Origin of the sequence: Pseudoroseicyclus aestuarii, assembly GCF_003217255.1 — a bacterium.
Taxonomy (GTDB): domain Bacteria; phylum Pseudomonadota; class Alphaproteobacteria; order Rhodobacterales; family Rhodobacteraceae; genus Pseudoroseicyclus; species Pseudoroseicyclus aestuarii.
In genome coordinates this window covers 229,628-244,882 of sequence record NZ_QJTE01000003.1, presented here as the reverse complement: position 1 = coordinate 244,882, position 15,255 = coordinate 229,628, and the positions used below count along the sequence as shown (strand labels likewise).

The window sequence follows — 15,255 nt, the reverse complement described above, 5'->3', positions numbered from 1 at the left end:
GGTTCCTCGTTCCGGTTGGTCGCGCGGGGATTCTGCCGCCCCGCTGCGCCCGCAGTATGGCGGGCAAACGCGGCAGCAGGCCGCAGGGTTCTTCGTGTTGCGTTTCCGCCGCGATGTGTTGCCGCATCACCGCATCCTCGTGCCGGAGGGGTCGAAGGTCAGTCTGACACTTCGAGACTCGCCGCCTGAAGAGATGCTCTCGTAGCCGGCACCCTGGCAGCGTAGCACTGCCCGTCGGGCAGCTTGAAAAGCGCTCTCCACCACTACCTCGTTGCTGGGCGGCGCCTTCAACAGACGGACATCTCCGACCACTCGCCCTTCGGGATCGAGATCGAACGCAACCGTGATCATGATACGTCCGGCAGCGGAGCCGAGGTCGATGTTCCAGCAAGGCTGAACGTCAGCCACCAAAGCGCTGACCTCCTCCGCCGTGGCTTGCGGCGGAGCCTGATCGGCGGCTGCTGATGTTGCTCCGATAATCATGGCAGCACCAAGCCGAGGAAAGCGCTTATACCGCATCACCGCATCCTCATGCCGGAGGGGTCGAAGGTCATCTCGACGTCCTGCCACTGCGCGTATTTATCCGCCGGCAGGTCGTAGCCGTCGCGCTGGCAGCGCAGCACGGCCCGGCGCGCAGCCTGGTAGGCGGCCTGCACCGCGGCATCGGTACCGCCCGACCCTTCGAGCAGGCCGACATCGCCGGTCACCCGGCCGCTTTGATCCAGCGAGAAGCCAACGGTGATCGTCACGCGCGAGGATTCGGAGCCGACATCGACGTTCCAGCAGTCCTGCACCGCCACGCGGAAGGCGTCGCGCTCGGATCCGGTCATCGGCGGGCCCTGGTTGGCGGCGGGCGCGGGGCTTCCACTCTCGCCGCCCGCAAGCGCGGCGGCCAGCGCATCGGCGACGGCATCCTCCTGCGCGGGGGCCGGCGTCTCGGCATTGTCCGAACTGGCGACGGAGGTCTCGGCCGGGGTCTGCGGCGCGGCCGCGGGCTCAGCCGGGGCCTCGGGCTCCGGCTCCGGGCGGTCGGGCCGCACGGGCGGCCGCGGGGCCGAAGCGGGCGCGCGGGCGATCTGAGTCTGCGCGTCCTCGCCCTCGGGGGCATCCTCCTGCGGCTGCTCCTCGACCTCCTCGGCCTCCTCGGCTTCGGTCACGATCTCGCTCGCGGCCTCTTCGGGGGCGGCTGTCACCTCTTCTTCCTCGGCGGCCTCGAGGCTTTCGGCCTCGGGCGAGGCGGCCTGCGTGATCTCGTCCGAGACGGCGGCATCGGGGGTCGGCGCCACCGGCTGGGCGGCGACGCGGTCGGCCGGACGCTCTGCCGGGCGGGGCGCGGCCTGCGGCGCCACGACGGGGCCCGTCTCGGGGGCGGGCTGCACAGGCTCGGGCACCGTCTCGGCCAGATCGGCGGGCGGCGTCGGCAGGGGATCGGGCGCGGGCGGCGGCGGCGCTTCCTCGGCCGGGGCCTCGGGCGCGGGGGTCGGGGCGGGCGCCTCGGGGGGCGGCGCCTCGGCCTCGGGGCTGGGGGGCGCGGCTTCGGCCGGCGGGGCCGGCTGCGCCTCGGGTGCGGGGGCAGGCTCGGGCACGGGCTCGGCCTCGGGGACCGGGGCCTCCACCGCCTCTTCCGCCGGAGTGGGAGAGGAGGCCGCGACGAGGCGCGCGAATTCGTCGCCCGAGACGACGGAGACGTCCGCGACCTGGAACTCCATCGGTTCGGCATTCATGCCGATGCCGAAGAGCAGCCAGCCGATGACCAGGACATGGCCGCCGGCAGAGACATATGCGCCCGGACTCACCGCCCGCGCCCCCTCAGCCGTCCGACGGCTGCGCCGCCGCCGGGGCAGCGGCAGCGCCGCCACCGAAATCGGACCCGCCGATATCCGTCACCAGCCCGATGTTGTTGAAGCCCGCGCCGTTCAGCGCGCCCATGACCTCGGCCACGCGGTTCCAGGCATTGCGGCCATCGGCGCGCAGGTAGATGCGGTCGCTGTCGCGCTCTGCCGCGATGGCGCGCAGGCGGTCGACAAGCTGCTCTTCCTCGACCGGGGTCTCCTGGATCGTCAGGGTCCCGTCCTCGGCGATGGTGACGGCCAGCGGTTCTTCCTGTTCGGGCGGCAGGGCCTGCGCCTGCGTCTGCGGCAGTTCCACCGGCACGCCGACGGTCATCAGCGGCGCCGAGACCATGAAGATGATCAGCAGCACCAGCATCACGTCGACGAAGGGGGTCACGTTGATCTCGGCCATGGGCTGGCCGCCGCCGCGCCGCCTGCGCCGCCGGTTGCCGCCGCCCCCGGCCTTCTTGATCGTCCCCGCCCCCATGTCAGCTGTCCAGCTGGCGCGAGAGGATGGTCGAGAACTCGTCGGCGAAGGCCTCGTAGCCGCTGGCGATGCGGTCGGCATCGGCCGATAGCTTGTTGTAGAAGATCACCGCCGGGATGGCGGCCAGCAGGCCCAGCGCGGTGGCCAGAAGCGCCTCGGAGATACCGGGCGCGACCACGGCGAGCGAGGTGTTGCCCGCCTCGGCGATCTCGATGAAGGAGTTCATGATCCCCCAGACGGTGCCGAAAAGCCCGATGAAGGGCGCGGAGGAGCCGACGGTCGCCAGCACGGTCAGCCCGCGCTGTAGCCGCGAGCTTTCCTTGGCGATGGCGACATCCATGCCGCGGTCGATCCGTGCGCCGGCATTGGGGATCAGCGCGCCGTCCTGCCGGTGGCTGCGGCGCCATTCCAGCATCCCGGCGACGAAGATCCGCTGCGAGGGGCCCGTGGGCCGTGTCCCGATCTCGTCGAAGAGGCCGTCCAGCGGCTCTCCGGACCAGAAGGACCGGTCGAAGCGCGCGGCCTCGGCCTGGGCGCGGCGGTACTGCACGATCTTGTCAACGATGACCGCCCAGCTCCAGACCGAGGCCAGCACCAGGACCAGCATGACCAGCTTCACGGTCAGCGTGGCGCGGGCGAAGAGGGCCCACATCGAATAGTCTGCGGCGATTTCCATGGGCTGCTCTTCGGCCTGTCTGTTTGTGTCTGCTCGGTCGTGTGGCCTTGGGGCCTGGGGCCTCTGGCGGGCCGCTTTGCGGCAGCCTTACCCGATGGCGGTGGCGATTTCCAACAGCGCCGCGCTCACAGGACCGTATGAGGGCCCTGCCCGCCGCTCCGGCGCCGGTAAGATAGGCGGGTTTCCGCCGCCTTGCCTGTGCCCGCGCCGACGCTTAGGCCCCGTCCCGCACCCGGTCGCAGCCAACCCGGGCAACAAAACATGGACGCTTCAATGAAAACCCTCGTCATCTGCTCCGGCGGACTGGATTCCGTCACCCTCGCCGACAAGGTCGCCGCCGAGCGGGATCTCACCCGCCTCGTCTCCTTCGATTACGGCCAGCGCCACGCGAGGGAGCTCGACTTCGCGCGGGAGGCCGCCGACCGCCTCGAGGTGCCGCATCACCTGATCGACCTGCGCGCGGTCGGCGCCGCGCTGACCGGATCGGCGCTGACGGACGATCTGGCGGTGCCGGACGGGCATTACGCCGAGGAGACGATGCGCATCACCGTCGTGCCGAACCGCAACGCGATCATGCTGGCCGTCGCCTTCGGCGTCGCTGCCGCGCAGGGCGATGCGGCTGTCGCCGCGGCGGTGCATGGCGGCGACCACTTCATCTATCCCGATTGCCGCCCCGGGTTCATCGACGCCTTCCACAGGATGCAGGCCGCGGCGCTCGAGGGCTATGCCGATGTCGCGCTTCACACGCCCTTCGTGGAACGGACGAAGGCCGATATCGTGCGCGATGGCGCGGCCCTCGGCACGCCCTTCGACCGGACATGGTCCTGCTACAAGGGCGGCGCCCAGCATTGCGGCCGCTGCGGCACCTGCGTCGAGCGGCGCTAGGCCTTCGACCTCGCCGGCGTGCCCGATCCGACGGGTTACGCCGATCCGGACTACTGGCGGCAGGCGGTGGCATCGCGCTGAGGCGGCGCCCCCTCGCAAGACTGGGGCACCGCGCCCGCGTCAGGCCAGCGGCGGCTGCCCGTTCGAGGCCGTCAGCCCGCCGTCGACCGGCAGGATCACGCCGTTGACAAAGCTGGCATCCTCCGAGGCGAGGAAGGCGACGACGGCGGCGACCTCCTCGGGCTTGCCGTTGCGGCCCATGGGGATGCGGGCGTGCATCCGGTCGAGGAACTCCGCGTCATCCATCATCGGCTCCGTCAGCTCGCTCTCGGTAAAGCCGGGGGCGACGGCGTTCACCCGCACGCCCGTCCGGGCGTAGTCCAGCGCGAGAGAGCGGATCACGTTGCTGATCGCGCCCTTGCTACCAGCATAGGCGAAGCCGCCGAAATCGCCCCGCAGCCCCGAGACGGAGCTGGTTGCGATCGCCGTGCCCTTCGCCGTCTTCAACGCGTCCCAGGCCGCCTTGATCGTGTTGAAGGTGCCCTTGACGTTGTTGTCCATCGCCCGCGCGAAATCCTCGGGCGATATGTCGTCCATCGTGCCCATCGCGCCGATCCCGGCATTGGCGAAGACGATGTCGATGGCCCCGAAATCGTCGATAGTCGTGGCGACGACGCGCTTGCAGTCCTCGAAGGACGACACGTCGGCGACCAGCTCTGCCGTGCGCTCGCGCGGCAAGTCCTGACCGGTCTGCGCCATCTCCTGCGCGTCGATGTCCACGAGCACGACATTCGCCCCCTCCTGCGAGAAGCGGCGGGCGGTGGCCGCGCCGATGCCCGAGGAGGCGCCGGTGACGATGATGGTCTTGCCTTCGTAGCGCATTGGAAAACCCTCCGTTCGCGATGCGGGGCCAAACGCGCCGCCCGCGCCGCCGTTTCCCCCGGACCGCCTTGGGTGCGGTGGGGAGCGCTGCGCTTGCCGCATCTGGGGCGCGGGCTAGGCCAGCAGTGCCTGCGGCAGCCGGACGGGCCGCCCGCCCGCGCCCAGCGCCACCAGCACCACCCGCGCCTCGAACAAGGGGACGCCGTCCCGCAGCACGCGCTGGCGCAGGGTGAGCCGCGCCCTGCCCGCCTCCTCGACCGTCGTCTCGACCTCGAGCAGGTCGTCGAAGCGGGCGGGCGCGATGTAATCGGCCTCGACCCGCCGCACGGCGAAGGTGAGGCCCGCCTCCTCCTTCAGCCGCAGCTGGTCGATCCCCAGCCCGCGCACCCATTCGCTACGCGCGCGCTCGATGAACTTGAGGTAGTTGGCATAGTATACGATGCCGGCGAGGTCGGTATCCTCGTAGTAGACGCGCAGGGTGAAACGATGGGTCATGCGCCCCTGATGCCCGATGGCGGGGCCGGGGTGAAGCCCGATGCGCTGGCCGCGCTGGTGACACGAGGCGCCCTGCCGTGGCGCCCTTTTTCGGTCACTCTGCCGGAAGGCGCGCCGCCAGCCGCAGGGCGAGGGCGGCATCCTCCGAGGCATCGGGCAGCACCGGATCGTAGGCCGAGGCCAGCACCGCCGCCACCTCGGGGCGCAGCACCGCGCGGCCGTCCGGCAGCAAGCCTAAGGGGGAGCGGCCCGCAAAGGCCTCCTCGCCCCAAAGGAGCGCGGCCTGCACCGCCTGCGTCAGGGCCAGCTCGTCCGCAGGTTGATACGCCATCGCCCCCGCCATGCGCAGGAAGACGAAGCAGGCGCGGATGCCGCCTTGCGCGTTGAAGCGGAAGACGCGGTACTGCGTGGCCTCCGAGGCCTTGAGCCGAGTCAGGATCTCCTCCAGCCCCTCGACCAGGCGGCCCAGGTCGGGGACCTCGCGCAGCTCGTCCCAGTCCTGGCAGAAGAAGAGCATCAGGTTGGCGCCAAGCTCGGGGTCGGCATCGGCCAAGGGGCGCCCGATCAGCGTGCCCACGGCCGAAAGGCCGGCGCGCAGGGTGGCGACGGTGGCATCGTCGACGCCGAAGGCGACGGGCGCCATCGGCCCGGACCAGCGCGCGAAGCGGAAGCTGCCGCCGCTGGTGAACAGCGCCTCGATCCGGTCGGGCGTCATCTCCTGCATAGTCGTCTGCCTTCAGTCGTCGTCGATATCGAACAGCGCGCCCTGCGCGCCGGGGCTGCGCGGGGCCTGCAGACCCAGATGCCGCCAGGCAGCCTGCGCCAGCATCCGCCCGCGCGGCGTGCGCTGGATCAGCCCCTGCTGTAGCAGGTAGGGCTCGATCACCTCTTCCAGCGCATCGCGGCTTTCCGACAGCGCGGCGGACAGCGTCTCGATCCCCACGGGGCCGCCGCCGTAGCTTTCGCCGATCAGCCGCAGGTAGCGCCGGTCCGCCCCGTCGAGGCCGAGGCCGTCGACCCCCAGCCGCGTCAGCGCGGCATCGGCAAGCGCCTGCGTCACCGTCCCGTCACCCTCGACCACGGCGAAATCGACGACGCGGCGCAGCAGCCGCCCGGCGATTCGCGGCGTGCCGCGGGCGCGGCGGGCGATCTCTCGCGCGCCGCCCTCGTCCGCCGGAACGCCCATCAGCCGGGCGCCGCGGGCGACGATCTGGTAGAGCTCGTCCTCGGTGTAGAACTGCAGCCGGATCGGGATGCCGAAGCGGTCGCGCAGCGGCGTCGTCAGCAGGCCCAGCCGGGTCGTGGCGCCGACCAGCGTGAAGGGCTGAAGCTCGATCCTGACGGTGCGGGCGGCCGGCCCCTCGCCGATCACCAGGTCGAGCGCGAAATCCTCGAGCGCGGGGTAGAGCACCTCTTCGACCACCGGGTTCAGGCGGTGGATCTCGTCGATGAAAAGAACGTCATGCGCCTCGAGGTTGGTCAGGATCGCGGCGAGATCGCCGGCCTTGGCCAGCACCGGGCCGGAGGTCATGCGAAACCCGACGCCAAGCTCGCGCGCGACGATCTGCGCCAGCGTCGTCTTGCCGAGGCCCGGTGGGCCGTGGAACAGCGTGTGGTCCATCGCCTCGCCCCGGCGGCGCGCGCTTTCGACGAAGACGGCAAGGTTGGAGCGCGCCTCGGCCTGGCCGATGAACTCGGCCAGCCCCTGCGGGCGCAGCGCGCGGTCGCGATCCTCGGGCTGCCGCTCGGGGCTGAGGTCGCTGCGGTCTGCGGGGCCTTCTATGGCCACCATCGGGTCTCCTTCGCGCGGATCGCGGGATCGTAGTCGGTCAGGGACCGGATATAGGTCCGCGGCTGATCCGGCCAGTCGATCTCGATCGTGCCGGTCAGATCGTCCAGGTAGGGGCTGGGCGTGACGTCGAAATAGCGCCGCGTCTCGTGCTTCTGCTTGTGGCAGTAATCCGAGGCGCGCGGACCGTTCCACTCCTTGTGCAGGCGGCGAAAACGCAGGTCGCGGTCGAACATCTCGGCCGGGCGGTCGCTGACGCCCTCGACGTTCCACAGCCCGGCAAAGCGCATCTTGAGGCTACCGAAGGGCACGAAGCACAGGAAGTGCCGGTGCCGCTTGAGCGTGCCGCCGTCCATCGCGCGGTGCACCGACAGAAAGGCGGTGAAGACATCCGGCGCCTCGACCGACATCCGCCAGAGGCTGGTCCGCAGCGGATCGTAAGTATTCACCATGACGGCGCAGTCCGCCCGATCCATCGCCGATTCCGACACCAGATTGCTCAGACGCATCGCATCCTCCCCTCGCGTGACCGCAGCCGGGGCGGGTTTGCCCCGGCCAAAGCCATAGGTGCCGGGGGTGGACAGGAGGTTACCGGCGCTCACTCCTTCGGGGCCAGAAGGCGCAGCGCGGCGCGGATCAGGGTCGGCGTATCGGCCTGCGGCGCGGCGCCCGCCGCCTCGGCCACGGCGCCGGCGGCATCGGAGGGCGCGTAACCGAGGTTCGACAGCGCCGAGAGCGCCTCTGACTGGGCGGCGGCATTGCCCCTGGCCGCGGCGCGGCGCGGCGCGGGGCTGGCGGGGGCAGAGGGGGCATCGCCCTCGTCGATCAGGGCGTCCTCCTCGGGCGCGGGCATAGCGGGGGCCGTGGCCGCCATGGCCATCACCGAGGGCGCCTTGTCCTTGAGCTCGTTCACGACGCGCTGCGCGGTCTTCGGCCCCACGCCCTTGGCCTTGGCGACGGCGGACCAGTCGCCCAGCGCAACGGCCCGGCCCAGCGCATCCGGCCCCAGCGCCCCGAGGATCGCGAGAGAGGCCTTGGCCCCGACCCCCTGCACCGTGGTCAGAAGGCGGTGCCACTCCTTCTCGACCAGCGTCGGAAAGCCGAAGAGCTGCAGGATGTCCTCGCGCACCAGAAGCTCGGTATAAAGCGCGACCGCCTCGCCCGCGCCGGGAAGCTGCGCCAGCACCCGGTCCGAGACGTAGACGACATAGCCCACACCGCGCACGTCGATCAGCACGTGATCGGCGGCGCGGTATTCCAGCCGCCCGGCCAGCCGCCCGATCATGACGCCGCCCGCGCCAGCGCCGCGGCCAGCCCCTGCCCCGCGCGCCTGTGATGCGCATGGCAGATGGCGATCGCCAGCGCATCGGCGGCATCGGGGCCGGCTGGCACGGCGCCGGGCAACAGGATTGAGACCATATGCGCCACCTGCGCCTTCGCCGCCCCGCCGGTGCCGACGACGGCTTTCTTGATCGCGGAAGGGGAATACTCGCCCACGGCCAGCCCGGCCTCGGCCGGGATCAGCATGGCGATGCCGCGCGCCTGCCCCAGCTTCAGCGTGCCGGCGCCGTCACGGTTGACGAAGACCTGCTCGACCGCGGCGGCATCGGGGGCATGCGCCGCGACAACCGCGCGCAGCTGCGCGGCCAGCGACAGCAGCCGCTCGGCCAGATCGGTCCCCTCGGACCGGCACTGGCCGTTGGCGACATGCCGCAGCCGTGGCCCATCCGCCTCGATGACGCCCCAGCCCATGCTGCGCAAACCGGGATCGATCCCGAGTACCCGCATTTTCTGCCCCAGTTCCTTGTTTTGCAGGCAGGCTAGCACAAAAAGCGAACACGGGGGAAGGGCGGTGTCGCGCCGCCGCCAGCCTTACCCCGCGAGGCGCAGGCCGGGCGCGCGGCTGCTGGGAACCTGCACGGCCGGAAGCCGGACGATGGCCTCTTCGGGCATCGCCAGGCGGACCACCGATCCGCCCGCCTCGCCCCTGAGCAGCGTCAGATGCCCGCCCTGCGCCGCCGCCAGCGTGCGGCAGATGACCAGCGTCAGCCCGCTCTGCCCGCCGCCCTGCGGCTGGTGCTCCTGCGCGGCGCCCGCCTGACGCGCGCGCTCGCATTCCGAGACGCTGGTGGCCCCGTCCTCGACCTCGATGCGGAAGCCTTCCTTCGCGACCCGGCCGCGGATCGCGATGCGCCGGGCCTCCCCCTGCAGGAGCGCGCCCTGCAGCAGGGTCACCACGGCCTGCAGGAGCAGGGCGCGATCGGCATAGGCGGTGATCTCCTCGCATTCCACCGACAGGGTGACAGTGCCTGGCGGGCCCAGCGGGCATGCTTGCCCGGCGGCCTCCTGCAGCATGTCCCGGACCGAGAAGGAGGTGCGGCTCAGCGCGGTCTCGCCGGCCTCGGCGCCGACGTAGGCCACGACCTCCTCGAGCAGGGTCAGCAGCTGCCGCGCCTCGGCGCCGATCTTCTCGCCCAGCGCGCGCGCCCGCTCGTCCGAGGCGGCAGGCTCGCGCATGCCGCGCCCGGCGGTGCTGGAGAGCAGGCGCGCATAGCCCGACACGATGGACAGCGTGGTCCTCAGCTCCTGCGCCAGAAGCAGGACGAATTCGGACTTGTCGCGGTTCGCGCGTTCCGCCTTCTCGAGCGCGTCGAGAAGCGTGCCGGTGTTCCGGCGCCCCACGCGGTCCAGCATGCCGTAGCTGAGCATCCCGCCGAGGAGAATCAGCATGGCGATCCCGGCCATTGCCAGGGCCATCGTCCGGAACGACCGCGCATCGACGTAATCGCCCGACATGTCGAAAGGCAGGATCGAGTAGCCGGACATCCCGACGAAATGCAGCCCCAGCACAGCGAGGGTGAAGCCGCCGATCATCCATGGCGTGCCCCGCCGCTCCGCCCGGCTGGCCTGCACCAGCGCGAGAACCGAGAGCGCGACGGCGAGGAAGACATGCGCCGCGATGACGCCCGAATGCCATGTCACCACGCCCTGCACTCGGTAGCCAAGAAGGCCCGCGTAATGCATCTCGGCAATGGCCAGCCCGATGATGGTGCCGCCCAGGATGGCGCCGTAGGGGGCGCGCAGCTTGACCGCGAAGAGCACGCCGGCACAGGCGCCCAGCACCGCGACGACCAGCGACATCGCCGTCAGCACCGGGTCGAGCCGCACCGGCACGCCGGGGCTATAGGCCATGAGCGCGAGGAAATGCCCGCACCAGAAGGTCGCGCCCGCCGTCAGCCCGGTCAGCAGCGACCAGCGCAGCGCATCGCCGCCCGCGCCGTAGCGGCAGCGGCGAAACAGGCGCGCCGTGGCCCAGAAGCCGAGAAGGCAGAGCAGGCCGGCAAGGCCGATCAGAAGCGGATCGTGCTGCCCGGGCAGGGTTGAGATCAACGCAGTGATGGCGGCGCACCTCGCGGCGGATCGGTTGATCCCCTTTCTTCGGCGTTAACTATGTCGAAGCTGCGGCTCGGTCTGGTCCTGATTGGGATGGGCGGCCCCGGCGACACGCCGGCCTCAGGCGCCTCTAGCCTGCGCGCGCATTGCCCTGCCGCGGCCGCATGGCTAGAGGGCAGGCAAAGGAGAGCCGCCATGCCCGTCTATACCGCGATCACCACCCTGCCCGGCCTCGCCCCCGCCGAGGCGCTGGCCGAGGCGCTCGAGGATCTGGAACCCGAGCCCTACGGCACCGGCGCCTTCGAGGTCGAGGACGGCTCGGGCCTCTTCGAGGTGACGGGCTATTTCGACGAGGCGCCCGATGCCGTGGCGCTGGCGCTGCTGGCGGCCTCGGCCGGGGCGAAGGACTTCGTCGTCTCCGAGGTGCCGGACGTCGACTGGGTCGCCAAGGTCCGGCGCGAGCTGGCGCCGGTCGAGGCGGGGCGGTTCTTCGTCTACGGCAGCCATGATGCCGACAAGGTGCCCGAGGGGCGGATCGCCCTGCTGATCGAGGCGGCCATGGCCTTCGGCACCGGCCATCACGGCACCACGCTGGGCTGCCTGCGCGCGCTGGACCGGATGGCGGACGAGGGGCTGATGCCTTCGCGCGCAGCCGATATCGGCTGCGGCACCGCCGTTCTGGCCATGGCGGCCAAGCGCCTCTGGCCGCAGGCCGAGGTCGTTGCCGGCGATATCGACCGGACCGCCGTCGAGGTGGCCGAGGTGAACCTCGCCGCCAACGACATGGCCGGATCGGTGCCGCTCTTCGAGGCGGCAGGCTTCGACGCGCCGGGCCTCGAGGGGCCCTTCGAGCTGGTCTTTGCCAATATCCTGATGGCGCCGCTGATCGCCCTGGCCCCCGACATGGCGCGCCATGCGGCGCCGGGCGGGCGGGTGATCCTCTCGGGGCTGCTGAACGAGCAGGCCGAGGAAGTGATCGCCAGCTACCGCGCCGCCGGGTTCAGCCTGCTGCAGGCGGACCGGATCGGCGAATGGACCACGCTGTCGCTGGCGCGCGACTGAGGCCGGGGCAAGACTGAGGTCGGGGCGCGACGAACGCGAAGCGGGCCGCACCTTCCGGCGCGGCCCGCTGACCTCGGTGCCCCCGATGTCTGCGCTTTAGCGGAACTGACCGCTCCGGGTCGCCACGGCTTCGATGTCGAAGCGGGTCAGACCGATATCGTCGAGCTCGCGGGCGGAGAGGCGGGACAGCGCGCGGCGGGTGACGCGGGCGTCGTTCCAGTCGCCCAGGATGGAGGCGAGCATGCGCAGGCCGCGCATGATGCCGCCGGTGGTGTTGGAGGCGGAGTGGCTGGTTGCGGAGATGCTGGTCATTTGGTCGGCTTTCGAAACTGGATGCTGAATATCGGGGCGTTTTGTAAAGCCGCAGCTATGCCCGCCGCGCGAGTCGCACCACATCCAATGCTGCATGTGCGCCATGCACGGCGCGCATGACGCCGCATCGCGGCGAGACAAAGCCCGGCTAGAGGAAGCTTTGGGGGTCGATATCGATCGACAGGCGCACGGCGCCGGGCTGGCGCACCTGCGCCACCCAATCCGCAAGGGCCGCCTGCAAGGGGGCAGAGCGCTCTGCCTTGACCAGCAGCCGCACGCGGTGGCGCCCCCGCACGCGGGCGATGGGGGCCGGCGCGGGGCCGAAGACCTGCGCCCCGATCCGCCGCAGCGGACCATCGGCGCGGGCCAGCGCGGCGCCGAAATCGAAGACCTCCTGCACGTCGGGGCCTGACAGAACGAGGCCGGCCATGCGCCCGTAGGGCGGCACGCCCGCCGCGCGCCGGGCCGCGGCCTCGGCTGCCCAGAACCCCTCTTCGTCACCCGAGAGGATCGCGCGGATCACCGGGTGTTCGGGCTGGAAGGTCTGCAGCAGGGCCTCGCCCGGCGCCTCGGCCCGGCCGGCGCGGCCCGCCACCTGCCGCATCATCTGGAACGTCTTCTCGGCGGCGCGCAGGTCGCTGCCCTGCAACCCGAGATCGGCATCGATCACCCCGACCAGCGTGAGAAGCGGAAAGTTGTGGCCCTTGGCCACGAGCTGCGTGCCGATGACGATATCCGCCGCGCCCGCCGCGATCTCGGCCACCCGCGCCTTGAGCGCGCGGGCGGAGGAGAAGAGATCCGAGGACAGCACGGTCACCCGCGCCTCGGGGAACAGCGCCTGCGCCTCTTCGGCCATGCGCTCGACCCCCGGGCCGACAGCGGCGAGCTTCCCCTCGACCCCGCAACTGGGGCATTCGACCGGCATGGGCCGCGTCTCGCCGCACTGGTGGCACATCAGCCTGCCGCGAAAACGATGCTCGACCATGCGGGCGTCGCAATGCGGGCAGGCGATCTGGTGACCGCAGGCGCGGCACAACGTCACCGGCGCATAGCCGCGGCGATTGAGGAACAGCAGGCTCTGTTCCTTGCGCTCGAGCCGCGCGGCTATGCCCTGCACGAGCGTGGGCGAGATCCAGCGCCCCGAGGGCAGGTCCTCGTCCCGCATGTCGACGGCCTTCATCGCCGGCATCCGCGCCGGGCCGTAGCGGCTGGCCAGATCGATGCGGGCATACTTGCCGGCCTGCACGTTGACCCAGCTTTCGAGCGACGGCGTGGCCGAGGCCAGCACCACCTGCGCGCCCGAGAAGGAGGCGCGCAGCACCGCCATGTCGCGCGCGTTGTAGAGCACCGTCTCTTCCTGCTTGTAGGACTGGTCGTGTTCCTCGTCGACGACGATCAGGCCGAGATCGCTGAAGGGCAGGAACAGGGCCGAACGGGCGCCGACGACCATCTGCGCCTCATGCCGCCCCACCATGCGCCAGACGCGCCGCCGCTCGGTCTGCGTCACGCCGGAATGCCATTCCGCCGGGCGGGTGCCGAATCGCGCCTCGACGCGGAAAATGAACTCCGAGGTCAGGGCGATCTCGGGCAGCAGCACCAGCACCTGCCGGCCCTGGGCCAGCGCCTCGGCCACCGCCTCGAGATAGACCTCGGTCTTGCCCGAGCCGGTCACGCCCTTGAGCAGCGTCGTGCCGTAGCGGCCCGAGCGCAGGGCGGTGCGCAGCGCCTCGGCGCCAGCGGACTGGTCGGAGGTCAGCGCCTTGCCCGGATGCTGCGGATCGAGCGCGGGGAAGGGCAGATCGCGCGGCGCCTCCTCCTCGGCGATGGCGCCGCCTTTCAGCAGGCCCTTCACCACCGCCGTCGAGGTGCCCGAGAGGCTCGCAAGCTCCGACAGGGTGAACGCGGGGGCGCCGCCATCGTCGAGCTCGTCCATCAGGTCGAGCACGCGGCCCCGCGCCTCGGTCATCCGCGCCGGCTCTCCAGGGCCGCGGCGATAGATGCGGCGCATTCCGGGCGCGGCGCCGAGGTCGGGGCAGCGCGTGGCGAGCCGCAGCATCACCGGCATCGGCGTGAGCGTATAGGCAGAAGCTTTTTCCAGGAAGGCGCGCATCGCGGCATCGAGCGGCGCCTCGTCCAGCACGCGGGCGACGGCGCGGATCTTCGACAGGTCGAAGTCGCCGCGGCCCGGCCCCCAGACGCAGCCCAGCACCCGGCGCGGGCCCAGCGGCACCTCAACGAGATCGCCGGTCCGGCAGCCGCCCTCGGGCGCGCGGTAATCGAGCGTCCGGTCCAGCGGCTGTGTCGTCTGCACGGCCACCAGATCGCCTTGCGCGAAGGCGGTCTCGTTGGGGGGAAGGGGGTCGGAGAAGAGCATTGGGGCGCGTCCCGCGTCAGGGGCCCTAGATGCCGCCTGCCGCCGCCGGGTTCAAGGCCGGGGGGCGTGGTGGGCCGATCCCCGCGGCAAACCGCGGTCGCATGCCAGCACCCTGTTCCATTCACCGCATAATGCGCTAAATGCCCGTCGAGAGGGTGCGGTCCGCGCGCCCTGAGCCGGCCGGGAGCGCCCTGCGCCGCGTCCCGATGGAAAGGACACAGCCATGAAATTCTTTGTCGACACCGCCGAGATCGACGAGATCAAGGATCTCGCCTCCCTCAACATGATCGACGGCGTCACCACCAACCCCTCGCTGATCGCCAAGTCGGGCCGCGACTTCAAGGAAGTCATCGCCGAGATCTGCAAGGTCACCGATGGCCCGGTCTCTGCCGAGACGGTCGCGCTCGACGCCGAGACGATGATCAAAGAGGGCCGCGAGCTGGCCAAGATCGCCGACAACATCGCCGTCAAGGTGCCGCTGACCTGGGACGGCCTGCGCGCCTGCAAGGTGCTGACCGACGAGGGCCGCATGGTCAACGTCACGCTCTGCTTCAGCGCCAACCAGGCGCTGCTGGCGGCCAAGGCCGGCGCGACCTTCATCTCGCCCTTCATCGGCCGTCTGGACGACCTGAACCTCGACGGGCTCGAGCTGATCCAGGACATCCGCACGATCTACGACAACTACGGCTTCGAGACGCAGATCCTTGCCGCCTCGATCCGTAACGCGAACCACATCTCGGATTGCGCGAAGATCGGCGCCGATGTCGTCACCGCCCCGGCCAAGGTGCTGCAGGCGATGGTCAAGCACGCGCTGACCGACAAGGGCCTCGAGGCCTTCCTCGAAGACTGGAAGAAGACCGGTCAGACGATCCTCTGATCCCGGGCCGGGCAGCGGGGGGCCAGCCCCCCGCACCCCCCGGAGTATTTCGAGAAACATGAAGGGGCGCGGCATCGGCTGCGCCCTTTTTTCTGTTCAGAAATCGCTGACGCGGCGTGAGGTCAACCGCCGCTTGTTTGCGCGGCGCGCGCGCGCGCCATAGATCGAACGGGGGCGCCGGGGCCTGGCCC

Annotated in this window: 16 protein-coding genes and 1 pseudogene; 3 read left to right on the top strand and 14 right to left on the bottom strand. The window is 70.9% G+C overall.

The window, feature by feature from the left end:
- Nucleotides 1-126 precede the first annotated feature (126 nt).
- From DFP88_RS16845 to tolQ, 4 genes are read right to left on the bottom strand one after another with little or no spacing between them, the layout of a single operon-like run.
- A complete protein-coding gene (locus DFP88_RS16845) occupies nucleotides 127-519 on the bottom strand; it encodes a hypothetical protein (RefSeq protein ID WP_146227463.1) in 393 nt (130 codons plus the stop codon).
- Entirely contained in the window at nucleotides 519-1,796 is a 1,278-nt protein-coding gene (locus DFP88_RS10460; RefSeq protein ID WP_110814810.1) for a hypothetical protein, read from the bottom strand. Before DFP88_RS10460 ends, DFP88_RS16845 begins: the two co-directional genes overlap by 1 nt.
- 13 nt (nucleotides 1,797-1,809) lie before the next feature.
- On the bottom strand, nucleotides 1,810-2,319 hold the full coding sequence (gene tolR, locus DFP88_RS10455; RefSeq protein ID WP_110814427.1) for a protein TolR: 510 nt from the start codon (nucleotides 2,317-2,319) through the stop codon (nucleotides 1,810-1,812).
- A gap of 1 nt (nucleotide 2,320) precedes the next feature.
- Complete coding sequence (tolQ, locus tag DFP88_RS10450) at nucleotides 2,321-2,995, bottom strand: protein TolQ (RefSeq protein WP_181418620.1); 675 nt, start codon at nucleotides 2,993-2,995, stop codon at nucleotides 2,321-2,323.
- Between the two features lie 273 nt (nucleotides 2,996-3,268).
- On the opposite strand from tolQ, the pseudogene queC reads away from it, so the two are divergent.
- Nucleotides 3,269-3,961: pseudogene (gene queC, locus DFP88_RS10445) on the top strand (7-cyano-7-deazaguanine synthase QueC).
- A gap of 39 nt (nucleotides 3,962-4,000) precedes the next feature.
- Here queC and budC read toward each other — a convergent pair.
- The 8 genes from budC to DFP88_RS10405 form a co-directional block, all read right to left on the bottom strand.
- Nucleotides 4,001-4,762 carry a meso-2,3-butanediol dehydrogenase gene (budC, locus tag DFP88_RS10440; protein ID WP_110814425.1) on the bottom strand — a complete coding sequence of 254 codons (762 nt, stop codon included), beginning with the start codon at nucleotides 4,760-4,762 and terminating at the stop codon, nucleotides 4,001-4,003.
- Nucleotides 4,763-4,876: 114 nt separating this feature from the next.
- Nucleotides 4,877-5,257: a tol-pal system-associated acyl-CoA thioesterase gene (gene ybgC, locus DFP88_RS10435; protein ID WP_110814424.1), complete on the bottom strand. Its 381-nt coding sequence runs from the start codon at nucleotides 5,255-5,257 to the stop codon at nucleotides 4,877-4,879.
- Nucleotides 5,258-5,351: 94 nt separating this feature from the next.
- Nucleotides 5,352-5,981 carry a hypothetical protein gene (locus DFP88_RS10430; RefSeq protein ID WP_425450832.1) on the bottom strand — a complete coding sequence of 210 codons (630 nt, stop codon included), beginning with the start codon at nucleotides 5,979-5,981 and terminating at the stop codon, nucleotides 5,352-5,354.
- A 12-nt stretch (nucleotides 5,982-5,993) separates the two neighbouring features.
- Nucleotides 5,994-7,049, bottom strand: coding sequence for a Holliday junction branch migration DNA helicase RuvB (gene ruvB / locus DFP88_RS10425; RefSeq protein ID WP_110814423.1), 1,056 nt, complete (start codon nucleotides 7,047-7,049; stop codon nucleotides 5,994-5,996).
- Nucleotides 7,037-7,555 carry a hypothetical protein gene (locus DFP88_RS10420; protein WP_110814422.1) on the bottom strand — a complete coding sequence of 173 codons (519 nt, stop codon included), beginning with the start codon at nucleotides 7,553-7,555 and terminating at the stop codon, nucleotides 7,037-7,039. Before DFP88_RS10420 ends, ruvB begins: the two co-directional genes overlap by 13 nt.
- A gap of 89 nt (nucleotides 7,556-7,644) precedes the next feature.
- Nucleotides 7,645-8,331, bottom strand: coding sequence for a Holliday junction branch migration protein RuvA (ruvA, locus tag DFP88_RS10415; protein ID WP_110814421.1), 687 nt, complete (start codon nucleotides 8,329-8,331; stop codon nucleotides 7,645-7,647).
- Nucleotides 8,328-8,834, bottom strand: coding sequence for a crossover junction endodeoxyribonuclease RuvC (ruvC, locus tag DFP88_RS10410; protein ID WP_110814420.1), 507 nt, complete (start codon nucleotides 8,832-8,834; stop codon nucleotides 8,328-8,330). Before ruvC ends, ruvA begins: the two co-directional genes overlap by 4 nt.
- 84 nt (nucleotides 8,835-8,918) lie before the next feature.
- Nucleotides 8,919-10,436 (bottom strand): MHYT domain-containing protein, encoded by a 1,518-nt coding sequence (locus DFP88_RS10405; RefSeq protein ID WP_110814419.1) that lies wholly within the window; start codon nucleotides 10,434-10,436, stop codon nucleotides 8,919-8,921.
- 198 nt (nucleotides 10,437-10,634) lie between these two features.
- Between DFP88_RS10405 and DFP88_RS10400 the strand changes: the two genes are divergently transcribed.
- Nucleotides 10,635-11,501 carry a 50S ribosomal protein L11 methyltransferase gene (locus DFP88_RS10400; RefSeq protein WP_110814418.1) on the top strand — a complete coding sequence of 289 codons (867 nt, stop codon included), beginning with the start codon at nucleotides 10,635-10,637 and terminating at the stop codon, nucleotides 11,499-11,501.
- Nucleotides 11,502-11,597: 96 nt separating this feature from the next.
- Here DFP88_RS10400 and DFP88_RS10395 read toward each other — a convergent pair whose 3' ends face one another.
- Both DFP88_RS10395 and DFP88_RS10390 read right to left on the bottom strand, forming a co-directional pair.
- Complete coding sequence (locus DFP88_RS10395; RefSeq protein WP_110814417.1) at nucleotides 11,598-11,813, bottom strand: DUF1127 domain-containing protein; 216 nt, start codon at nucleotides 11,811-11,813, stop codon at nucleotides 11,598-11,600.
- A gap of 148 nt (nucleotides 11,814-11,961) precedes the next feature.
- Nucleotides 11,962-14,187: a primosomal protein N' gene (locus DFP88_RS10390; protein WP_110814416.1), complete on the bottom strand. Its 2,226-nt coding sequence runs from the start codon at nucleotides 14,185-14,187 to the stop codon at nucleotides 11,962-11,964.
- 223 nt (nucleotides 14,188-14,410) lie between these two features.
- Between DFP88_RS10390 and fsa the strand changes: the two genes are divergently transcribed.
- The gene (gene fsa / locus DFP88_RS10385; RefSeq protein ID WP_110814415.1) at nucleotides 14,411-15,064 is read left to right on the top strand and encodes a fructose-6-phosphate aldolase; all 654 of its coding nucleotides are present in this window, start codon (nucleotides 14,411-14,413) and stop codon (nucleotides 15,062-15,064) included.
- Nucleotides 15,065-15,255: the final 191 nt, after the last annotated feature.